At 71.6% G+C, this 18,560-nt stretch carries 20 protein-coding genes; 8 read left to right on the plus strand and 12 right to left on the minus strand.

Annotation, left to right across the window (positions count from 1 at the left end):
* Window positions 1-31: 31 nt before the first annotated feature.
* The gene (locus ACJX2R_RS09380; RefSeq protein ID WP_413099652.1) at window positions 32-400 is read right to left on the minus strand and encodes a VOC family protein; all 369 of its coding nucleotides are present in this window, start codon (window positions 398-400) and stop codon (window positions 32-34) included.
* A 33-nt stretch (window positions 401-433) separates the two neighbouring features.
* Window positions 434-1,207 carry an oxidoreductase gene (locus tag ACJX2R_RS09385; protein WP_413099653.1) on the minus strand — a complete coding sequence of 258 codons (774 nt, stop codon included), beginning with the start codon at window positions 1,205-1,207 and terminating at the stop codon, window positions 434-436.
* 107 nt (window positions 1,208-1,314) lie between these two features.
* Here ACJX2R_RS09385 and ACJX2R_RS09390 point away from each other — a divergent pair, with 107 nt between their 5' ends.
* Window positions 1,315-1,878, plus strand: a complete 564-nt coding sequence (locus ACJX2R_RS09390) for a TetR/AcrR family transcriptional regulator (protein ID WP_413099654.1) — start codon at window positions 1,315-1,317, stop codon at window positions 1,876-1,878.
* Between the two features lie 10 nt (window positions 1,879-1,888).
* Here ACJX2R_RS09390 and ACJX2R_RS09395 read toward each other — a convergent pair whose 3' ends face one another.
* Window positions 1,889-2,758: a helix-turn-helix domain-containing protein gene (locus ACJX2R_RS09395; protein WP_413099655.1), complete on the minus strand. Its 870-nt coding sequence runs from the start codon at window positions 2,756-2,758 to the stop codon at window positions 1,889-1,891.
* A 178-nt stretch (window positions 2,759-2,936) separates the two neighbouring features.
* On the opposite strand from ACJX2R_RS09395, the gene ACJX2R_RS09400 reads away from it, so the two are divergent.
* Window positions 2,937-3,854, plus strand: coding sequence for an alpha/beta hydrolase (locus ACJX2R_RS09400; RefSeq protein WP_413099656.1), 918 nt, complete (start codon window positions 2,937-2,939; stop codon window positions 3,852-3,854).
* A 188-nt stretch (window positions 3,855-4,042) separates the two neighbouring features.
* Window positions 4,043-4,828 carry a class I SAM-dependent methyltransferase gene (locus ACJX2R_RS09405; RefSeq protein WP_413099657.1) on the plus strand — a complete coding sequence of 262 codons (786 nt, stop codon included), beginning with the start codon at window positions 4,043-4,045 and terminating at the stop codon, window positions 4,826-4,828.
* A gap of 36 nt (window positions 4,829-4,864) precedes the next feature.
* On the opposite strand, the gene ACJX2R_RS09410 is transcribed toward ACJX2R_RS09405, so the two are convergent.
* The 6 genes from ACJX2R_RS09410 to ACJX2R_RS09435 all read right to left on the minus strand — a co-directional run bounded on the left by ACJX2R_RS09410 (window position 4,865) and on the right by ACJX2R_RS09435 (window position 11,135).
* Window positions 4,865-5,614, minus strand: coding sequence for a DNA alkylation repair protein (locus ACJX2R_RS09410; RefSeq protein ID WP_413099658.1), 750 nt, complete (start codon window positions 5,612-5,614; stop codon window positions 4,865-4,867).
* Window positions 5,615-5,730: 116 nt separating this feature from the next.
* Window positions 5,731-6,195, minus strand: a complete 465-nt coding sequence (locus ACJX2R_RS09415) for a ribose-5-phosphate isomerase (RefSeq protein WP_413099659.1) — start codon at window positions 6,193-6,195, stop codon at window positions 5,731-5,733.
* Window positions 6,192-7,937, minus strand: coding sequence for a dihydroxyacetone kinase family protein (locus ACJX2R_RS09420; RefSeq protein WP_413099660.1), 1,746 nt, complete (start codon window positions 7,935-7,937; stop codon window positions 6,192-6,194). Before ACJX2R_RS09420 ends, ACJX2R_RS09415 begins: the two co-directional genes overlap by 4 nt.
* Window positions 7,934-9,394, minus strand: coding sequence for an FGGY family carbohydrate kinase (locus tag ACJX2R_RS09425; protein WP_413099661.1), 1,461 nt, complete (start codon window positions 9,392-9,394; stop codon window positions 7,934-7,936). The genes ACJX2R_RS09420 and ACJX2R_RS09425 overlap by 4 nt, the downstream gene beginning before the upstream one ends.
* Window positions 9,391-10,461: a 2-hydroxyacid dehydrogenase gene (locus ACJX2R_RS09430; protein WP_413099662.1), complete on the minus strand. Its 1,071-nt coding sequence runs from the start codon at window positions 10,459-10,461 to the stop codon at window positions 9,391-9,393. The genes ACJX2R_RS09425 and ACJX2R_RS09430 overlap by 4 nt, the downstream gene beginning before the upstream one ends.
* Window positions 10,462-10,466: 5 nt before the next feature.
* Entirely contained in the window at window positions 10,467-11,135 is a 669-nt protein-coding gene (locus ACJX2R_RS09435; RefSeq protein WP_413099663.1) for an HAD family hydrolase, read from the minus strand.
* 177 nt (window positions 11,136-11,312) lie between these two features.
* Here ACJX2R_RS09435 and ACJX2R_RS09440 point away from each other — a divergent pair, with 177 nt between their 5' ends.
* The 3 genes from ACJX2R_RS09440 to ACJX2R_RS09450 all read left to right on the plus strand — a co-directional run bounded on the left by ACJX2R_RS09440 (window position 11,313) and on the right by ACJX2R_RS09450 (window position 14,363).
* On the plus strand, window positions 11,313-12,101 hold the full coding sequence (locus ACJX2R_RS09440; protein WP_262698708.1) for a DeoR/GlpR family DNA-binding transcription regulator: 789 nt from the start codon (window positions 11,313-11,315) through the stop codon (window positions 12,099-12,101).
* 104 nt (window positions 12,102-12,205) lie between these two features.
* A complete protein-coding gene (locus ACJX2R_RS09445; protein ID WP_413099664.1) occupies window positions 12,206-13,504 on the plus strand; it encodes an MFS transporter in 1,299 nt (432 codons plus the stop codon).
* A gap of 190 nt (window positions 13,505-13,694) precedes the next feature.
* Window positions 13,695-14,363 carry a carbon-nitrogen hydrolase family protein gene (locus ACJX2R_RS09450; RefSeq protein WP_413099665.1) on the plus strand — a complete coding sequence of 223 codons (669 nt, stop codon included), beginning with the start codon at window positions 13,695-13,697 and terminating at the stop codon, window positions 14,361-14,363.
* A gap of 101 nt (window positions 14,364-14,464) precedes the next feature.
* Here ACJX2R_RS09450 and ACJX2R_RS09455 read toward each other — a convergent pair whose 3' ends face one another.
* Window positions 14,465-15,241: an alpha/beta fold hydrolase gene (locus tag ACJX2R_RS09455; protein WP_413099666.1), complete on the minus strand. Its 777-nt coding sequence runs from the start codon at window positions 15,239-15,241 to the stop codon at window positions 14,465-14,467.
* 111 nt (window positions 15,242-15,352) lie between these two features.
* Here ACJX2R_RS09455 and ACJX2R_RS09460 point away from each other — a divergent pair, with 111 nt between their 5' ends.
* Window positions 15,353-16,180, plus strand: coding sequence for a helix-turn-helix domain-containing protein (locus tag ACJX2R_RS09460; RefSeq protein ID WP_413099667.1), 828 nt, complete (start codon window positions 15,353-15,355; stop codon window positions 16,178-16,180).
* 101 nt (window positions 16,181-16,281) lie between these two features.
* On the opposite strand, the gene ACJX2R_RS09465 is transcribed toward ACJX2R_RS09460, so the two are convergent.
* Both ACJX2R_RS09465 and ACJX2R_RS09470 read right to left on the minus strand, forming a co-directional pair.
* Window positions 16,282-16,950 carry a shikimate kinase gene (locus ACJX2R_RS09465; protein WP_413099668.1) on the minus strand — a complete coding sequence of 223 codons (669 nt, stop codon included), beginning with the start codon at window positions 16,948-16,950 and terminating at the stop codon, window positions 16,282-16,284.
* Between the two features lie 67 nt (window positions 16,951-17,017).
* Window positions 17,018-17,548: a hypothetical protein gene (locus ACJX2R_RS09470; protein ID WP_413099669.1), complete on the minus strand. Its 531-nt coding sequence runs from the start codon at window positions 17,546-17,548 to the stop codon at window positions 17,018-17,020.
* Between the two features lie 280 nt (window positions 17,549-17,828).
* Between ACJX2R_RS09470 and ACJX2R_RS09475 the strand changes: the two genes are divergently transcribed.
* Window positions 17,829-18,473, plus strand: a complete 645-nt coding sequence (locus ACJX2R_RS09475; protein ID WP_413099670.1) for a hypothetical protein — start codon at window positions 17,829-17,831, stop codon at window positions 18,471-18,473.
* Window positions 18,474-18,560: the final 87 nt, after the last annotated feature.

The raw sequence follows: 18,560 nt of genomic DNA on the forward strand, positions 1-18,560 counted from the left end.
CGGCGGTTCGCCGGGCTGGTGGCTTTGGAGGTCAGGCCGAGCGGACGCAGAAGGGGTGTCCGCCCGGACTGGCGTACACCCCGGCGCCCTTCTCAGTGGCGACGTCGATGTCCTCCGTGGGCCGCAGCCGTCGCCCACCGGCGTCGAGCACCCGTCTGTCCGCGGTCGCCACGTCGTCCGTCGTGAGATCGATATGCATCTGCTGAGAGGCGCCATCGGGCCACTGTGGTGGCACATGGTCCGGAGCGTGCTGGATCGCGATCACGGGGAAGCCGTCGATCCGCAGAAAGTGGTGTGTCGCCGTCCTCGCGATCGAGCCACCGAGCAGCCGGTGCCAGAACGAGCTCTCGCCCTCCAGGTCGGCGGCGTCCACGATGAGTGCGGTGAGGTTGATGTTCACGGTGTTCCTCCTCGTTCCGTGTGTGGGTACGGCTCAGACCACGGGGATGATGCCGCCGTCGACCCGGAACTCGGCCCCGGTGAGCCACTTGCCGCGGTCGGAGGCGAGGAACGCGATCATCTCCGCGACGTCCTCGGGCTCGCCGGGACGTCCCATCGGCACCTTCAGGTGGTCCACGATCCGCTGCTTCACTTCGTCGAAGGCCAGCCCCTGGCGGTCGGCCATCTGCTGGAGATGGTCGGCCGCTCCCTCCGTGGCGACGAAGCCGGGCAGCACGCACACCACGCGGACGCCATGCGGTCCCACCTCTGTCGCCAGCTCGCGGCTGTACGCGTTGAGTGCCGCCTTCGCCGCGGCGTACGACGCCTCGGCGGGCTGTGGGAGCCGGCTGGCGATCGAGGAGACGTGCACCACGACGCCGGAGCCGCGCCGGGTCATCCCGGGAACCAGGGCCCGGTCGACCCGGACGGCGCTGAGCAGGTTCATCTCCAGGTCGGCGAGCCAGGACGCGTCGGACCGCTCCAGGGTCGGCATCGGGGCGGTCGAGGCCCCCGCGTTGTTGACCAGGACGTCGACGCCTCCGACGCTGTCCAGCACCCGTCGGCCGAGGGCCGCCACCCCCTCCTCGGACCGCAGGTCCACGGGGAAGAAGGTGGCCGGCATGTCTTCCGGGGGCGCGGTGCGCGAGGCCGTCAGTACGGTCGCGCCGGCCGCGGCGAAGCGACGGGCTGTCGCCTCTCCCAGTCCACGGCTGCCACCGGTGACCAGTACTCGCAGGCCGCTGAGCCCCTCATCCACAACCGTCATGCGTATGCTCCTTCAGTAAGATGAACCAGACTCCGGAAGCTGACTCCGGAAACTGTACACACAAACGGAGTCCGACTCACCTTATGGGCTCACCTTATGGAGGACTGTTGCCGTCATCACGCCCGTTGCGCGCCGATGCCCGCCGTAACCGCGAAGCGCTCCTGACCGCCGCGCGTGAGGCGCTCCTCACCGGCGACGCCGACGCTCATGTGGAGGAGATCGCCCGGCGGGCCGGGGTGGCGGTCGGTACGCTCTACCGCCACTTCGAGACGCGCGAAGCGCTCGTCGAGGAGGTGTACCGCCAGGAGGTCGCCGAACTCTGCGCCGCCCCCGCCCGGCTGCTCGCGCACTACGCCCCGGACGAGGCCGTGCGCCGCTTCCTCCTGCTGCTCGTCGAGCACTCGGCAGTGGGCAAAGGCATGGCCGAGGCGCTGGAGAGCATCATGGCGACGGACTCTCCGATCTTCGACGACGCGCGCGCCGAGATGGCCCGCGCCCTTGATGAGCTGCTCGCCGCGGGGGTTGCCGCCGGTGCCATCCGCGACGGCGTCAGCGGACGCGTCCTCCTGCGCGCTCTCGGCGGCATCTGCGGAATGCGCGCCAAGGGGTGGGAAGACGACGCGGTACGCATCACCACGATCCTCTACGACGGGCTGCGCAGCGGCCGCTGAGAACCGTGTGTCAGTGGTCCGCCACCGGGTCGTCGGCCGATCGCGCGGCCCATGAGGCGAGGATGCGCAGCCGGTCGTGGCTGGGTGTGCCGGGCTCGGCGGTCAGGGTGATGAGCTGCTGGTCGGGGTCGTCGGCGCAGGTGAGGAAGGACCAGTCGAGGGTGAGCTCGCCGACGACCGGATGGCGCAGGACCTTCGTGCCGGTGCCCTGGACGGCGACGCGATGGGCGCCCCACCACCGCCGGAAGTCGGGGTCCTGAAGTGACAGCTCGCCGACCAGTCCGGCCAGTCGTGGATCTCCCGGGTCCCGGGCGGCCTCCATGCGCAGCTGTGCCAGGCTGGTCTGCGCCACCCAGTCCCAGTCCGGGTACAGCGCCCTGATGGCCGGTTCGCGGAAGACCAGCCGTACGAAGTTGCGCTTCTCCACCGGGATGCGCGCGAAGTCGGTGAACAGGGCGGCGGCCATGGGGTTCCAGGCGAGGATGTCCGTGCGCCGGCCCAGGACGACGGCCGGCGTGGTGGCGAGGTCGTCCAGCAGCCGCCGCAGCTGCGGATGGACCTTCTGTGTGGTGCGCCGCCGGGGCCGGGCGGCGTCCCGGCCGGACAGTTCGAACATATAGGCACGCTCGCCGTCGTCGAGCCGGAGAACGCGCGCGAGGGTGTCCAGCACCGGTTCGGAAGCCTGGCGGCGGCCCTGCTCCAGGCGCGTGTAGTAGTCGGGGCTGATCGATGCCAGCAAGGCCACTTCCTCCCGGCGCAGCCCCTTGACCCTGCGCCTGCCCGTCGAATCGGGCAGCCCGACCTGGGCCGGGCTCAGCTCCCTGCGCCGCGCCTTGAGGAAGGCGCCCAGTTCGCCGTGGTGCGCGTCGCTGCTGCTCATAGCCACAAGTCTGACAAACAACGAGGCCCGTGACAGGGGGCCTGGCCTGTCCCAGGACAGCGTTGTCCGGGGACACAGGTCGCCCCTTACCGGCCTCCGTACCGCGTGCGAGTGTCGGTGACGTGACCGGCGGACGGCCCGCCCCACTCACCCGCACCCACCCAGGAGCCACAGAACCGTGAAGGCCAACGTCACCTTCCCCAGCAACCATCTGGCCCTCGCCGGGATTCTCTTCACCCCCGACGGCCACACCGGCGGCCGGTTGCCGGCCGTTGTCATCTCCCATCCGGGAGGCGGCGTCAAGGAGCAGAGCCCGAGCGTCTACGCCGCGCGGCTGGCCGGCGCCGGGTTCGCCGCGCTCGTCTTCGACGCCGCCCACCAGGGCGAGAGCGAGGGCGAGCCGCGAGGTCTGGAGAACCCCTTCCAGCGAGCCGAGGACATCAAGTCCGCCGTGACCTACCTCACCACTCGTGACGACATCGACCCGGACCGTATCGGGGCTCTGGGCATCTGCGCGTCCGGCGGTTACGTTCCCTACGCCGCGCAGACCGACCACCGCATCAAGAGCGTCGCCACGGTCAGCGCCGGGGACCTGGGGTCGGTGTTCCGCGAGGGGCTGGGCCGCACCCAGGACCCGGCGGTCCTCCAGGCCATGCTCGACCAGGCCGGTGCCCTGCGCACCGCGGAAGCGCGCGGCGCGGCCCCGCGGATGGAGGCATGGATTCCCGACAACGCGGAGGAACTGCTGGAGACCGCCACCCGGCAGTTCCGGGAGACCTACGAGTTCTACCGCACCCCGCGCGGCTACCACCCCCGTGCGAACCAGGGGTGGGTGCTGCGCAGCATCGATCTGATCGCCCAGTACGACTCGTACGCGATGATCCGGCTCATCTCGCCCCGCCCCCTGCTGATGATCGCCGGTTCGGAGGCGGAGACCGCCTACTTCAGCAGGGAGGCGATCGAGAGGGCGGCCGAGCCCAAGCGACTGGTCATCATCGACGGCGCCAGCCATATCGACCTGTACGACAGGGACGAATACGTCACCCCCGCCGTGGCCGAACTCACCGCCTTCTTCGGCGAGTACCTGGCCGGCTGACCGCCCACCACCGCCGCCCGCGATCAAGGCACCATGCCGTCGGCCGCCGCCCCCACCCGGCTGGCGGGCACCGCTGATCTAACCGGTGGCGTCTTTAACCAGTGGCGTCCCCGTGGACCAGCCGCATAGCTTGTGCGCCCGTGACTGGTGATCCGGAGAAGCGCGCGAACCGACGTGACCTCGGTCGAGTGTTCAACGAGGTGGCGGAGGTCTACGACCGGGTCCGGCCCGGATACCCCGACGAGCTGTTCACGGACCTCGTCGCCATCACCGGCGTGGACGAGAGGTCGTCGGTGCTGGAGGTGGGCTGCGGTACCGGGCAGGCGACGCGCTCGCTGGCGGCGCTGGGATGCTCGGTGACCGCCGTCGAGCCGGGCCGGGACATGGCCGCACTCGCGCGCCAACGGCTGGCCGCCTTCCCCGGCGTCGAAGTCGAGACATCGACATTCGAGGAGTGGGACGACCGCGGTGCGCGCTTCGACACCCTCGTGGCCGCGTCCTCCTGGCACTGGGTCGACCCGTCGATCGGCTGGCGGCGAGCCCACGATGTGCTCCGCCCCGGAGGGTGGCTGGCGCTGCTCGGCAACGTCGTCGTCCGCAGGCCGGGAGAGCCGGAGGTGTACGCCGAGACCGCCGATCTCCACGAGCGGTTCTGCCCCGGGAACCCGGGCTGGGGTCATCCGCCGCTCGAGGACGACGTACGCGGCACCGACGAGGGCTGGGGGCTGGTCGACGGCCCCGGCGGCCTGTTCGGCCCGACGATCGTGCGCTGGTACCCGACCGTTCAGTGGTTCGACGGGGCAGGCTTCGCCGATCACCTTCGCTCGACGTCGCTCTACCGGGGACTCGACCGCGATGTCCGCGAGCCGCTGCTCGACGCCATCGCCGAGCGCGTCCTCACCCGAATGGGTGACCGGGCGTCACGCCGCTATCTGACCGTCCTCCGGGTCGGACAGCGCAGAGACCTTCCGTGAGCTCATCGGGCCGCGCCCCTACCGCAGGCCGCGCCCCTACCGCAGCGCCATCAGGGAAGTTCGCGTCTCCTTGGCCATCTTTTCGATCGCGTACCGGAATGTGTCGCGGCTCATCTCGGTGTGCCATGTCCGCAGGAACTCGGCCACCTCGTCCGGATGGACCTCTGCGGTGACCTTGAGCAGCCACCCACAGCCCTTCTGCACATACACATCGTCGTCGTGCATCAGCCGGACGCAGTTGCCGAAGACGTGGGACAGCGGCAGTTCGAACACCGTCCGCCCCACCTTGCGCCGGACGAACTTCACGACGGCCACGTTCGCCGCGCGCCTCGCCCAGCCTGACCGGGACTCGACCCAGGCTCGCGTCCGCGGGATCTGATCGAGGTGGCCGCGGAAGAACGGGTACAGCAACTTCAGGCACAGGTCGTCGCACTGCGCCCAGTTCGAGACATACGATCCGAGCCAGTGCTCACAGCGGTCGAGCAGTTCGGGGCCCAGCCCGACCCTCGCGACCTTGTGCAGGACCGCGAATCCCAGCAGGACCTCTTCGTGGTGGGAGGCGCGCGACAGGACTTCTTCCGCGAGAGCCAGCCGCGTCGCCGCGGGGACGTCCCGCCTCTCGCGGAAGTAGTCGTTCGCGATCTCCACGGCGGAGGCGTTGCTCACCCCGAGCGCGCGGATCCCCTGCGGAAAGTAGCGCTGCGTTCTGACCGCGAAGTCCGCGTCGGCCCTTGCCGCGAGGGACCCCAGAAGCTCGTCGGCCGCCGCCGCCACGTCCATTGCCATGCTCCCAGTGTGCGGGAGACCGAATCCCGGTCACGATCCGCATCGCGTCGGCCGACCGGTCCGTGAGCCCGACCGGGCCTGAGCCCGGCCGGTCCCTGAGCCCGGCCCGCCCGCGGTCAGCCCTCGTAAGCCCGGATGGCGGCGACCTTCTCCGCCGACGGGGAGGTCTCGTCGAAGCTCTGCGCGAGCCAGTCGTCGGTGAGCGCGCGGGCGAGTTCCAGGCCGATGACGCGCTGGCCGAAGCAGAGCACCTGGGCGTTGTTGCTGAGGACCGAGCGGCGCACGGAGTAGGTGTCATGGGCGGTGACCGCGCGGATGCCGGGGACCTTGTTGGCGCTGATGGCCACGCCGAGGCCGGTGCCGCACACCAACAGGGCGCGGTCGGCGGTGCCTTCGGCCACGCGGCGGGCCGCCTCCACCGCGACATGCGGATAGGCGGTGTGCTCGTCGCTGCCCACGCCGACGTCGATGACCTCGGCGACCCGGGGGTCGTCCAGCAGATCCCGCTTGAGGACTTCCTTGTAGTCGTAACCGGCGTCGTCGCAGCCGACGACGATCCGGAAGGCATGCGCGGTGGTCATACGGGATCGCTTTCTGTCGTCGCGCGGAGAGTGGCCACCGCGGTCAGCACCGCGGCGAGTGAGGTGGCTCCGGGGTCGGGGGTGCCCACGCTGCGGTCGGCGAGGGGGCGGGCGCGGCCCAGGCGGGGGCGCAGCCCGGCGGTGTTCTCCGCGGCCGTACGGGCTTCGGCCACGGCGGACGCGTACGCCTCGGGCACCGGGGCTCCGGTCCGCAGCCCCGTCGCGAAGGCGGTGGCGAACGGCGCGAGGGCGTCGACCAGGGTCTTGTCGCCCACTTCGGCCCCGCCGAGCGAGGTGACGGCGGTGAGCGCCTCCGTGGCGGCGGACGCCAACTCCTCGCGCCCCGGCGCCCGGTCGGCCGGCAGCGCCGCGCCGATGGCACGCAGCCCCACTCCCCACAGCGCTCCCGAGGTGCCTCCGGCCTCCGCCGCCCAGGCATCACCGGCGGCGGCCAGCACCACCGCCGGGGCGAGCCGGTCGGTGTGCGCCTTCTCGGCGGCCGCGAGTGCCGCGTCGACGCCCTTGCACATGCCACGGCCGTGATCGCCGTCGCCCGCCACCGCGTCCAGCCGGCCCAGATCCTCCGCGTCCCGGTGCAGTACGTCGCGGGCGGCGCGCAGTGCCTGGACGGCCAGCCCGGCGACCTCGACCGCCGCGCCGGACGCGGTGGCGGCGGACCGCTCCGGGCGGCGCGGGGCCGCGGCGGGCCGTACGGCGGCGTCGTCCAGCGGGGGTTCCGGCGGTGCCGTACGGCAGAAGGCCGGGGTGTCGGCCGGGGCGAGCCACAGCCGCTCCAGCTCCTCGTCCAGCCAGCTCAGGGTCAGCGAGCAGCCGGCCATGTCGAGGCTGGTGACGAGTTCGCCGACCTCGGGGCGCACCGGTGTGAGCCCCGCCTCGTCCAGTTGGCGGGCCACGGCGCCCCACAGCACGTACAGCTCCTCGTACTTCGTGGCGCCGAGCCCGTTGAGTACGACCGCGACCCGCCCGCCGTCGCCCGTCCCGGCGGGCCGGTCCGCGAGCAGCCCCGTCACCAGGGCGCGGGCCAGGTCCTCCGCGGTGCCCAGGGTGTCCTCGCTGACCCCCGGTTCGCCGTGGATGCCCAGACCGAGGCCCAAGCGGCCCTCGGGAACGGTGAACAGGGGCGCGTCGGCGCCCGGCAGGGTGCAGCCGTCGAAGGCCACTCCGAGCGTGCGGGTACGGGCGTTGGTGTGCTCGGCGACGCGGATGACCTCGTCCAGCGAGGCGCCTTCCTCGGCCGCCGCCGACGCGGTCTTGAAGACGACGAAGCCACCCGCGATGCCACGCCGCCGCGCCGTCTGGTCGGCGGGCGCCGAGGCGATGTCATCGGTGACGGCGAAGCAGCGGGCGGGAATCCCGTCGCCCTCCAACTGCCGTGCCGCGAGACCGAAGTTCATCACGTCTCCCGCGTAGTTGCCGAAGAGGAAGAGGACACCGCCGCCCGCCTCCGCGGCCTCGGCGACCGAGCGGGCGCGGGCGGCCGACGGGGAGGTGAAGACATCGCCGATGACCGAGCCGTCGGCGAATCCGGGGCCGACGACACCGCAGAAGGCGGGGTAGTGGCCGGAGCCGCCGCCGGTGAGCACGGCCACCTTGCCCGCACGGGCGGGACGGGCGCGCACCACACCGCCGGGCACGGCCCGTACGTGCCCGGGGTGGGCGGCGGCGAAGCCGGTGATCATGTCGTCGGTGAACCGGGCGGGGTCGTTGAAGAGCCTGGTCATCGTGTGCTCCAGCCTTCGCGTGCGGTGTCGAGGGCCTGGCGGTAGGCGGCGTAGCCCTCGGCGTAGTGGTCGATCAGCCCGCGCTCGGCGGTGACGGTACGGAGGCGGGCGCGCCAGGCTCCGGGGTCGACCGGCGTGCCCAGGGAGCGCCAGGCGACATGGGCCGCGCCGCGGATGCCCACGGCGTCGTCACACACCTCCAGGTCGCCGCCGAGGACACCGGCGAAGATCCGTGCCCACTCCCCGGAGCGCGCGCCACCGCCGCAGGCGGTGACGGTGCGGGTGACCCCGAGGGTTTCCATGCAGTGCCGGGCCGAGTAGGCGACGGCCTCGCACAGCGCCCGTACCAGGTCGGCGCGGCCGGCCAGCGGGGAGAGGCCGTCGAACCGGCCGCGGGCCCGCGGGTCGACGAAGGGCGCCCGCTCGCCGCTGGTGGACAGGAACGGCAGCGCGGTGACGCCCGCGGCGCCGGGCGGGGACTGGACGAGCAGCGCGTCCAGCGCCTCGATCTTCACATCGAGCAGCTTCAGCAGCCAGTCCAGGCCCGCCGTGCCGATCATGGCGGGCATGACCCGCAGGAACCGGCCCTCGTACGGAGTGGCGAGCACCATCCCGGCCGGGTCCTCGGCGAGGGCCGGGCGCGGCTCGGTGTCCAGGACCTGGGCGGCGAGGGTGGTGCCGATGATGAGGTTGCCCTCGCCCGGTTCGGCGACCCCGGAGCCGAAGGCGCAGGCGGGGATGTCGAACGGGCCGGCGGAGACCGGCAGCCCCGGGGGCAGGCCAAGCCGCCGGGCGGCGTCGGGCAGCAGCCGGTGCAGGGTGCCGGGCGGCGCCGGATCCGGCAGCAGCCGGCGGTACGCGGACAGCCCGCACAGTTCGAGCGCGGTCTCGTCGTACGTACGGGTGGCCACGTCGAGGAACGGCTGCGAGGCGTCGGAGACGTCGACGGTCACGGCGCCGGTCAGCCGTTGCACGACGGCGTCCACGCAGTACCCGGCGACCTCGGCCGCCGCCAGCCGCTCCGGCTCGTGCTCGGCCAGATGTGCCAGCAGGGGTGCCGCGGAGCCGGGGAAGAGGCCGACCCCGGTGCGCCGGTGCAGGGCGCGCAGGGTGCCGTCGGCGGTCCACCGGTCGAGCCGGTCCGCGGCCCGGCCGTCCATCCAGGACAGCGCGCGGCCGACCGGGGCGCCAGCGGCGTCGCGCAGCCACAGCCCGTCGCCCTGCCCGGTGAGGGCCAGGGCCTCGACCGGTTCGTCGCCCAGCTGCGCGGCGTCGGCGAGCGCCGCCCGTACGACGGTCTCCACGGTGCCCACGACGTCGTCCAGGTCCTGCTCGACGCGGTGTCCCGGCAGGGTGTAGACGGTGCTGCGGGCCTCGTGCGCGGGGGTGGTCCGGCCGTCGTGGGAGATCAGCTGGGCCTTGGTGACCGAGGTGCCGATGTCGACTCCGACGATCATGGCCGGCCCCCGGTCAGCACCTCCGGATTGGCCACGTGCCGCAGCGGTTCGCCGCGCAGGAAGCGGGCGGCCTCACCGGCGGTGATCAGGGCGGCCCGGTCGGCGGTCTGCCGGGTGGCGCCCGCCAGGTGGGGTGTGGTGATGACGTTGGGGGCCTTGTGCAGCGGCCAGTCGGCCGGGGGCGGCTCGATGTCGTAGACGTCGAGGGCGAGCGCGCCGAGCCGGCCGGACTCCAGCAGGCCGGGCAGCGGCGCGTAGTCGAGCAGCTCACCGCGGGCGGAGTTGACGAGGACGGCGCCCTCGGGCAGCAGCGCGAGGTTGTCGGCGTTGAGCAGATGCCGGGTCTCGGGGGTGACCCGGGCGTGCAGGCTCACCACGGAGCTGCGCCGCAGCAGGTCCTCCAGGGCGGTGAGCTCGACGCCGTCGGCGTGTGCCCGCTCCGGGTCCGCGTACGGGTCGGAGACGAGGACGTGGGCGCCGAAGGCGCGCAGCACGCGGGCCACGATCGAGCCGATGGCCCCGTATCCGACGAGGCCGACGGTGGCGCCGTCGAGCTCCAGGCCCGCGTTCTCGTAGGCGTAGTAGTCGCCACGCCAGATGCCCTCCTTGAGGGCCGCGTCGGCGTGGGTGATGCGGCGCATGGCGGCGAGGATCAGGCCGACGGCGAATTCGGCGGCCGCGGCGGCGTTGCGGCCCGGTGTGAAGGTGACGGGGATCCCGGCGGCGGTGGCGGCGGCCAGGTCCACGTTGACCGGACCGCCGCGGGCCACGCCGATGAACTTCAGACCGGGTGATTCGCGGATGACACGGGCGGTGAACGGCGCCATCTGGGTGAGGGCGACACTCGCGTCACCGAGCGCCTCCAGCACCTGCTCCTCGGTGCCACTGGCCTCCTTGACCCCGCCGTTCCCCTGCCCGTCGGCCCCGACCGGTCCGAAGGGTTCGTTCGGCCAGCGGGTGCGCAGGGTGCGGAAGCTCAGCCCGGCGGAGGGCAGGCTCTCGCTCAGGGCGGTGGAGAAGAGGTCGGGCGCGATGAAGTCGTCACCGGCTACCAGGACCGTGGTCATGTCGGTCACTCCCCTCGGATCTCGAGCCTGCTGAGCAGGAAGTCACGTACGGCATGGTGGTCCGAAGAACGGTAAGCGGCGGCGGCCAGGGCGTCCTCGGCGGGTGGGTACTGCGGATTGGGAATGGCCACGACGGTCATCCCGGCGGCCGCGGCGGCGCGCAGCCCGTTGCTGGAGTCCTCCACCGCCAGACAGCGCTCCGGGGCCACGCCGAGGGCGTGCGCGGCGGCCAGATAGACGTCCGGGCTCGGCTTTCCGCGCTCCACCTCGGCGCTCGAGACGGTCGCCTTGAAGTGGTGGTCGACGCCGTGGTGGACGAGGACGGCGTCGATGACCCGGCGGGGTGCGGAGGAGGCGAGCGCCACGGGGGCGAGCTCGGCGGTCGCGGTAATCATTTCACGGGCTCCGGGCAGCAGGCCGATGCGGCCGTCGGCCAGGGCCTGGACCATGCCGTCGACGACGGCCCGCTCGGTACTGGCGGCGGCGTCACCCGCCCCGCAGAACCGGGTGAGGTAGGCGGCCCACTCGGGGGCGCTCATCCCCTGGACGTCGCGCGTCTGCTCCGGACCCCAGGTGCGGCCGCGTGCGGCGGCGTAGGCGGCCCACAGCTCCTCCCACAGATGCTCGCTCTCCACGAGCACGCCGTCCATGTCGAAGACCACTGCGTCGGCCATGCGTACCCCTGATCTCCCGGCTGATGATGTCTGGCTGGCGGGGCACGGGATGTCCGTGCGCCCTGCGGTGTCCGCCAGGTGGTGGCACCCGGCGGGGTCCGCCACAGCGAAATTAACAGTCACGACGTGAGTTGTCACTGGTTCTATGTGAGAAATAAACACGGCAGGATGGAGGGCATGACTACTCCCCCGCCGTCGCGCGGTGCGCGGCAACAGCGTCAGCAAGTGATCGTCGACCACGTTCTGGCCCAGGGGGACGCCACCGTGTCCGAACTGGTCGAGCTGACCGGCGTCAGCCTGATGACGGTCCACCGCGACATCGCCGAGCTGGCGGACCGCGGCATCCTGCGCAAGTACCACGGTGGCGTCTCCGCTCAGCCCTCGACGGTCTTCGAGTCCAGTTCGGACTTCCGGCTGCACGCGCACACCGAGGAGAAGCGGGCACTGGCCCGCGCCGCCCTGCGGTTCGTGGCCCCGGGGATGTCGGTGATGCTGGACGACTCGACCTCGGCGCTGGCCCTGGCGCGACTGTTGCCCGAGGTGGGACCGCTGACCGTGGTGACCAACTACCGCCTGATCACCGAGGAGCTGAGGAGCGCCGAGGGCATCCGGCTGATCTGCGTGGGCGGCGAGTACTCGCGCACCCATGACTCATGGATCGGCCTGCCGGCGATGGACATGATCAGCGGCGTCTCCGTCGATCTGAGCGTGCTCTCCACTTCCGCGATCACCGCGGGCATGACCTTCCACCAAGAGCAGGAGATCGTCAGCATCAAACGGGCGACCCGGCAGGCGGGCGCGACGAGCGTGCTGCTCATGGACCACAGCAAGGTGGGCCGTCGCGCGCTGCACCGGCTGGAGAGCGTGGACTCCTTCGACCATGTTCTGCTGACCGGCCCGGTGGACGAGGAGCTGCTGCGGGAGATGCGGGAGCTCACGGATGTGCGAGTCGTCGAGACCGAGTAGTTACCATCGAATCTCGTTATTCTTACCAGACCTCTTGATATTTCTCTCGGCTCACTTGAGTATCTGCGGTCGTACTCCGTCATCCCCGCAGAGTGGAGGAAGCGATGCCGAAACCCTTGGTCCTGGGCTATCTGGGCGTACTCCTGTTCATGATCGGCGACGGTGTCGAATCCGGCTTCATCGCTCCGTACATGGCCGACCACGGCGCGGCCACGGACGTACGGGCCGGGTACGTCATCACCGTCTACGGCATCGCCGTCATGCTGGCGTCGTGGTTCTCCGGCGCGCTCTGCCAGGTGTGGGGGCCCCGCCGGGTGATGTGGACGGGCCTGGCGATCTGGGCCGTCTTCGACGCCGCGTACCTGCTCTTCGCGCTGGGCACCGAGAACTACCCGATGATGCTGATCTTCTACGGCATCCGGGGCTTCGGCTATCCGCTCTTCGCGTTCGGCTTCCTCGTATGGATCACCAACACGGCACCCAAGGCCCGGCTGGGCACCGCGGTGGGCTGGTTCTACTTCGCCTTCACGGGCGGCCTGCCCACCCTCGGCTCGCTGTGGTCGAGCCTGACGATCCCCTCGCTCGGCCGCCTGGGCACGCTGTGGTCGGCGCTCGTCCTCATCCTCATCGGTGGCGCGATCGCCCTGGTCGGCGCCCGGCGGCGGCCCGGCGGCGACCGGATGGCGCCCCCGGAGGTCACCACCGGCGAGAGCCTGCTCAACTCCGTCTCCATCATCTGGACCCATCCGCGGGTCCTGGTGGGCTGCCTGGTCCGGATCATCAACACGGCCCCGGAGTTCGGCATGCTGGTGTACCTGCCGCGGATCTTCTCCGACGACGTCGGCTTCGGCGAGGACAAGTGGCTCCAGCTGCTGGCGATCATCTACGGCACGAACATCTTCTTCAACCTGATCTTCGGCGTCCTCTCCGACCGCATCGGCTGGCGTACGACCATCGCGGGCTTCGGCGCGCTGGGCTGTGCGATCAGCGTCACGACGCTGTACTTCGTGCCGACGTGGCTCGGCCCGGACTACTACTGGGTCGCGGTGCTCGCCGGCATGTTCTACGGCGCGACCCTCGCGGGATTCGTCCCCATCTCGGCCCTCATCCCGTCGATGGCGCCCGAGAACAAGGGCGGCTCGATGGCCCTGCTCAACCTGGGCGCGGGCGGCGCGGCCTTCGTCGGCCCGGCCATCGCCAGCCTCTTCCTCCCGCTCGTCGGCGCCGGCGGAGTCACGCTGATCTTCCTCGCGCTCTATCTGGTGGCGCTCGTCCTGACGCTGACGCTGAAGCTGCCCGAGGAGCGCGACGGCGGGCCGTCGGCCCCGAGCTCGGCGGACGACGGCCGGAAGCCCCGCACCGGCACGGCCCCGACCCCCTCCTCGCCCGCCACGTCCGCCTGAGGTTCGGTACGCGGGGCCCCGCGCCGGCAGGCCGACCATGAGGTCGGGCTGCCGGCGCAGTGCCTCCGCCGGATTTCGGCGGTGTCCGCGGTACGGGCTTGGATAGGCTGACCGTGCGATTCGGCGAGGGGAGTTCGGGGTGGCACAGCCTGCACGGCCGACACAGCCTGCACGGCCGTTGAGCATCGCGGTGGCACAGCCGAGGTGCGCCGCTCATGACGTGGCGGCCAACGCGGTGGCCCACGCGGAGGCCGTCCGGGCGGCGGACGCGCGGGTGGTGGTCTTCCCCGAGATGTCGCTGACGGGATACGAGCTGGACGCGACGCCGGTCGCCCCGGACGATGAACGGCTTGCCCCGATCGTCGCCGCGTGCGCCGGGACCGGGACGCTCGCCCTGGTCGGCGCGCCGGTGCCAGGGCCACGCATCGGCATCCTGGCGTTGTCCGGAGACGGCGCACGGGTGGTCTACGGAAAGGTCCACCTGCACCGCAGCGAGGCCATCCACTTCGTGCCCGGGGAGCCCGCCGTCCTCGACGTGGACGAGTGGCGGCTGGGGCTCGCCGTCTGCCGCGACACCGGTTTCCCCGAGCACGCCGCGAAGACGGCCGCGCTGGGGATCGACGGCTACGTGGCCGGCGTCGTCCACGCCGAACACGAGGCCGGGCTCCACGGCGAGCGCGCCCGCCGGGTCGCCGCCGACCACGGTGTGTGGGTCGCCACGGCGGCCTTCGCGGGTCCGACCGGTGGCGGCTTCGACCGCACGTCCGGCCGTTCGGGCATCTGGTCCGCGGACGGGGAGCCGATCGCCGAGACGAGCGCCGCGCCCGATGACATCGCGCGGGCGGTCTTCACCAAGTGAGCCCGGCTTCTCAGCATCTACGGTGCGACGCGGCAGGGCCTGTCCCGGCCCCCGTGGGCGGGTGATCAGGGGCACAGCCCGTCGTCGGGCCGCGGGGACGGTCAGGCTGCCGGCGCGAATGCGGTGATGGCGTCGACGAGCTCGGCCGGGGCTTCCAGCGGGATCAGGTGACCGGTGTGGGGGACCACCACGAAGTCGGCTTGGGAGAGGTAGGGCACCAGGTTGTCGCGGAGCACGCCGACGGGCTCCACCTGGTCGTGTTCTCCGGCGACGACGAGAGCGGGCACGCTGACCATGCGCGTGTGCTCGGTGATGTCCTGCGCGATGCCGCGCAGCGGCCACTCGGTGCGGGCGGCGTCGGTGACGGTCCGCGAATCGGTCACGATCTGCGCCTTGACCGGAGCGGGCAGCTCGGTCGCGGTGAGGACGTGATCCCGTGCCCCGGCCACGGACTCGGCGGAGTCGTAGGCGTGCGACAGGGCTTCCTGGTACTCGGGAGTGACCTGGGCGGCGGGCTTCGCCGGGCCGGAGCCGACCAGAACGATGCCGCGCAGGCCGGCGGGCCTGGTGGCCGCGACCAGCTGTGCGACCTTACCCCCCATCGAATGCCCCACCAGGACGTAGTCGGTGACCCCCGCATCCGCGAGCACGGCGAGCGTGTCGTCGGCGAGCTGACCGAGCGTATAGGGACCGGGCAGAGCGCTCGACCGGCTCCACCCGCGGAAGTCGACCGTGAGCACGTCACGGCCCGCCAGGCGGTCGACGACGAGGTCCCAGGTGCGGGCAGAACCACCCCAATAGTGCAGGAACACCAGAGTCGGCCCGGTCCCCGGCCGATGGTCGTAAGCGGGCAGAAGCGTCTGCTGCGTCGTGTTCATGATGGCTCTTCCGGTCGATGCTCTAGGCGATTGCCCTGTGTATTCATTGAAACTTCCGCACCCGGACGGGGCATCGGCGCGACTGGTCGCCCGATGGTGAAAACTGGACACGTGAGCGTGATCCGGCAGATGACCTACCAGCCCGCAGGACGCCGCGCCGCCTCGGTCGAGACGATGACGTTCGACCGCCTTCGCGAGCTGAACGACGGCGGCACGCAGCGCGCCGACTTCCACGTCCTTGCCGTCATCGACGCCGGACCCGGCTCAGTCACGGTCGATTTCCACCTCCACCCGCTCCAAGATCGGTCCGCGGTGTGGATTCCACCCGGCGCGGTACACCGGTGGGACGACATCGCCGAAGTGGCGGGGCACCTCGTGCTGTTCGTGCCGACCGCGCCGGTCACCCACACCACCCGAGAACTCGTCGCCTCCCCGGACCTGGCCGCGCACTGGAGCATCCCCGACGCCGACTGGCCCTTCGTCGACACGGCGCGCGACCATCTCCTCCTCGAAACATCCGCCCCACCCAGTGACTCCTCGACGGAGCTGCCCGAGATCCTGCTCTCCGCGCTCATCACCCGGCTGCACCCACCGCACGCCGAAGCACGGCTCACACATCCGGTGTTCCGGTTGTTCCGCTCCAGCGTCGAAGCGCACTTCCGGCAACACCACGACGCCGGCTACTACGCCCGTGCGCTGGGATACGCGCCCCGCACCCTCTCACGAGCGGTGCAGCAGGCCACCGGCCGCACCGCGAAGGCGTACATCGTCGAACGGATCACCCTGGAAGCCAAACGGCTCCTCGCACACGACCGCCTCACCGCCGCCCGCTGTGCCGACGTACTCGGCTTCCCCGACGCATCCAACTTCTCGGTGTTCTTCCACAAGGCCACAGGCAAACGCCCGGGCGCGTGGCAGGCGACGGTGGCCGCCGAGTGAGGAGGTGCCCACAGGTACGCCACCGTGCCTATCCGCGCGAGTTCTAAGCCCGGCTTCACCAAGTGAGTCCGGGGCGCGCGGCGGCCGTGGGAGTCGTCGCGTCAGAGCCGGAACGCCCTGGTCACCCGCTCAGCGAGAGCGTCCTCCGTCGTCGCGGTGTCGACCTCGATGGTGTGCAGCCGTAGCCGCTCGGCTTCCTCCTCGAGGCGCGTGGTGAACATGCGATCCCGTTCGGCGAGGTTGCGCCCGGCCCGCGCCGGATCGCTGGTCCTCCAGACGAACCCTTCCCCCGGTACGGACCGACTGCGGAAGGCGGCCTGACGGAAACCGGGAGTCGGAATAAGCCAGACCGCCTGCTGAGGAGCGTCGAGCAGCGGCTTCACGAGGTGCGGGAGCAGCCGGAACCCCTCGACGATGACGCAGGGCTCCGGCGGCAGACGAAGGAGGTCTTCGACGATCAGGCCGAAGCCCTCACCCCGAAACCAGTGGAACGTCTCCAGCATGGCCTCGGGAGACCGGTTCACCCATCGCTCGTCCATGTCCATGGCGATGAACCGATGCAGAAACGGCGCCTCCTCGGGGGTGGCCCGCCCGGCGTGATCCCGCATCACATCGTCGGTCGCGTAGAGCCGCCACCCGTACCGGTCGGCGAGGCGGCGGGCGATGGTCGACTTGCCCGCGCCACTCCCGCCACCGATCCAGAAGACGTGGCGCAGCCGCGCCGCGAGCTGCGCGGCGTCGGTCGCTTCTCCATCCTGTCCGGGCCGCATATCTCTCCGATCCGAGGAGGCGGAACAAGGCGAACCTCATTGTGGTCTCGTTGGCCGCACGCCACCGTTACTCGGCCGCGGGCGCGGCGGGCACCCGGCGGCCGACGGTGGCCGCTCGCGCGGCGAGTCCGATGGTGCGGGTGAGCGTCATCGCCACGGCCATCAGCAGCAGCGCGTCGGTGAGGGCGTCGGCGGTCACCTGGTGGTCGACCATCCAGCGGCCCAGCTGCCGGGCGAACCAGTGCTCCGATCCGTATGAGAACGCGGCCCGTGCGCCGATCACGACGATCCACAGCGCCGCGTAGGCGAAGCCCGCACGGCTGACCGGCTTGCCGGTCGTCGGACTGGCGTAGACCGTGGTGAAGGTCATCGCCAGCAGCCCGACGAGCAACCCCGCGACGACTGCGGCGAGTTCGAGCGCCAGACCGGAGCCGTGGGTGGCCGGGCTCTTGATGAAGAGGGGGACGATCGCGGCGGTCATCAGCAGCGGTCGCAGGATGCGCGGCTTCCCGATCCTGCGGTGGGGCCCGAGGTCCGCCTCCAGGACGGCGATCAGGACCGCACCGTTGATGATCATGGCTTGACCGATGGTGGACATGGGATGGCGAGCCTCTCGGTGGACGGTTTGCCGCGGATTCGGCTCGCTCAGACTCGTGCCGGTACGCGTTCCCGCGCGCCGTAGCGGGGGGTGACCTCCGGGGTGATCGCTTCGACCGCCCGGTGGTACCGGTCCCCAGCGCCGGTATCACCCGCGGATCACCCCGCGGGTCACCCCGGAGGTCACCGCTCGGGGTGACGCGGTGCCCCGCGGGCCTTCCTAGCCTCGGGGCGAGTCAACGGGCGTACGCGACCGAAGCGTGGCCGACGGGAGTCCTCCAGTGAACGTGCTGCAAGTGCTGGCCGCGATCGCCATCGTGATCTTCGTCATCGCACGTCAGCTACGCGGCGAGCCGCTGCGCGGCAAGCGGCTGATCCTGCTTCCCGCGGTCCTCGCCGTCATCGGTTTCACCGGCCTCGGCAAGGACGGCCGCCACCTCACCACGGCCGATCTCGCATGCCTGGTCATCAGCGCGGTGATCGCGGCCGGAATCGGCACCGCCCAGGGAGCCGTGCTGCGGTTGGAGCCGCGCGAAGGGGTGCTGTGGGCGCGGATGCCGGTGTACGGACTGTGGCTGTGGCTCGCGCTGGTGGTCTCGCGGGTCGTGATGACGGCCGTCGCCATGGCGCTGCACGCTCCCGTGGCGGGCTCCTCGGCGCCCATCCTGATGCTGCTCGGCCTCAACCGGCTCGGCCAGGCCGCCGTCGTCACACCGCGCGCCCTCGCCTCCGGCGTGCCGTTCGCCCCGGAGAAGGACGGCCGCCCCTTCGACGTGCGGGGCGCGCTGGCGGGACTGCTGGGCGGGCCGGGCGGCCCGTCGGCACCCGGCGCTGAGCGGCCCGCGCAGTACCCCCGCCCCACGGGATCGTACGACCGGTCGACGCGTGACGGCCTACGCGACCGGGCCCACCGGGGACGGCGATGACCGGACGGCGCCCGGAAGGCGCTCCCGCGGCCCCCACAGGAGACGACGGAACGGGCGTACCCTCGGCCCATGCCGCGGTACCCCCCG

Source organism: Streptomyces sp. Inha503 (genome assembly GCF_047215865.1).
Classification (GTDB): Bacteria; Actinomycetota; Actinomycetes; order Streptomycetales; family Streptomycetaceae; genus Streptomyces; species Streptomyces lycopersici.

Bases quoted from the DNA above. Each gene is read 5' to 3' on its own strand.
- ACJX2R_RS09385 (WP_413099653.1), bottom strand. From the start codon at position 1,207: ATGACGGTTGTGGATGAGGGGCTCAGCGGCCTGCGAGTACTGGTCACC.
- ACJX2R_RS09395 (WP_413099655.1), bottom strand. From the start codon at position 2,758: ATGAGCAGCAGCGACGCGCACCACGGCGAACTGGGCGCCTTCCTCAAG.
- ACJX2R_RS09410 (WP_413099658.1), bottom strand. From the start codon at position 5,614: ATGGCAATGGACGTGGCGGCGGCGGCCGACGAGCTTCTGGGGTCCCTC.
- ACJX2R_RS09415 (WP_413099659.1), bottom strand. From the start codon at position 6,195: ATGACCACCGCGCATGCCTTCCGGATCGTCGTCGGCTGCGACGACGCC.
- ACJX2R_RS09420 (WP_413099660.1), bottom strand. From the start codon at position 7,937: ATGACCAGGCTCTTCAACGACCCCGCCCGGTTCACCGACGACATGATC.
- ACJX2R_RS09425 (WP_413099661.1), bottom strand. From the start codon at position 9,394: ATGATCGTCGGAGTCGACATCGGCACCTCGGTCACCAAGGCCCAGCTG.
- ACJX2R_RS09430 (WP_413099662.1), bottom strand. From the start codon at position 10,461: ATGACCACGGTCCTGGTAGCCGGTGACGACTTCATCGCGCCCGACCTC.
- ACJX2R_RS09435 (WP_413099663.1), bottom strand. From the start codon at position 11,135: ATGGCCGACGCAGTGGTCTTCGACATGGACGGCGTGCTCGTGGAGAGC.
- ACJX2R_RS09440 (WP_262698708.1), top strand. From the start codon at position 11,313: ATGACTACTCCCCCGCCGTCGCGCGGTGCGCGGCAACAGCGTCAGCAA.
- ACJX2R_RS09445 (WP_413099664.1), top strand. From the start codon at position 12,206: ATGCCGAAACCCTTGGTCCTGGGCTATCTGGGCGTACTCCTGTTCATG.
- ACJX2R_RS09455 (WP_413099666.1), bottom strand. From the start codon at position 15,241: ATGAACACGACGCAGCAGACGCTTCTGCCCGCTTACGACCATCGGCCG.
- ACJX2R_RS09465 (WP_413099668.1), bottom strand. From the start codon at position 16,950: ATGCGGCCCGGACAGGATGGAGAAGCGACCGACGCCGCGCAGCTCGCG.
- ACJX2R_RS09470 (WP_413099669.1), bottom strand. From the start codon at position 17,548: ATGTCCACCATCGGTCAAGCCATGATCATCAACGGTGCGGTCCTGATC.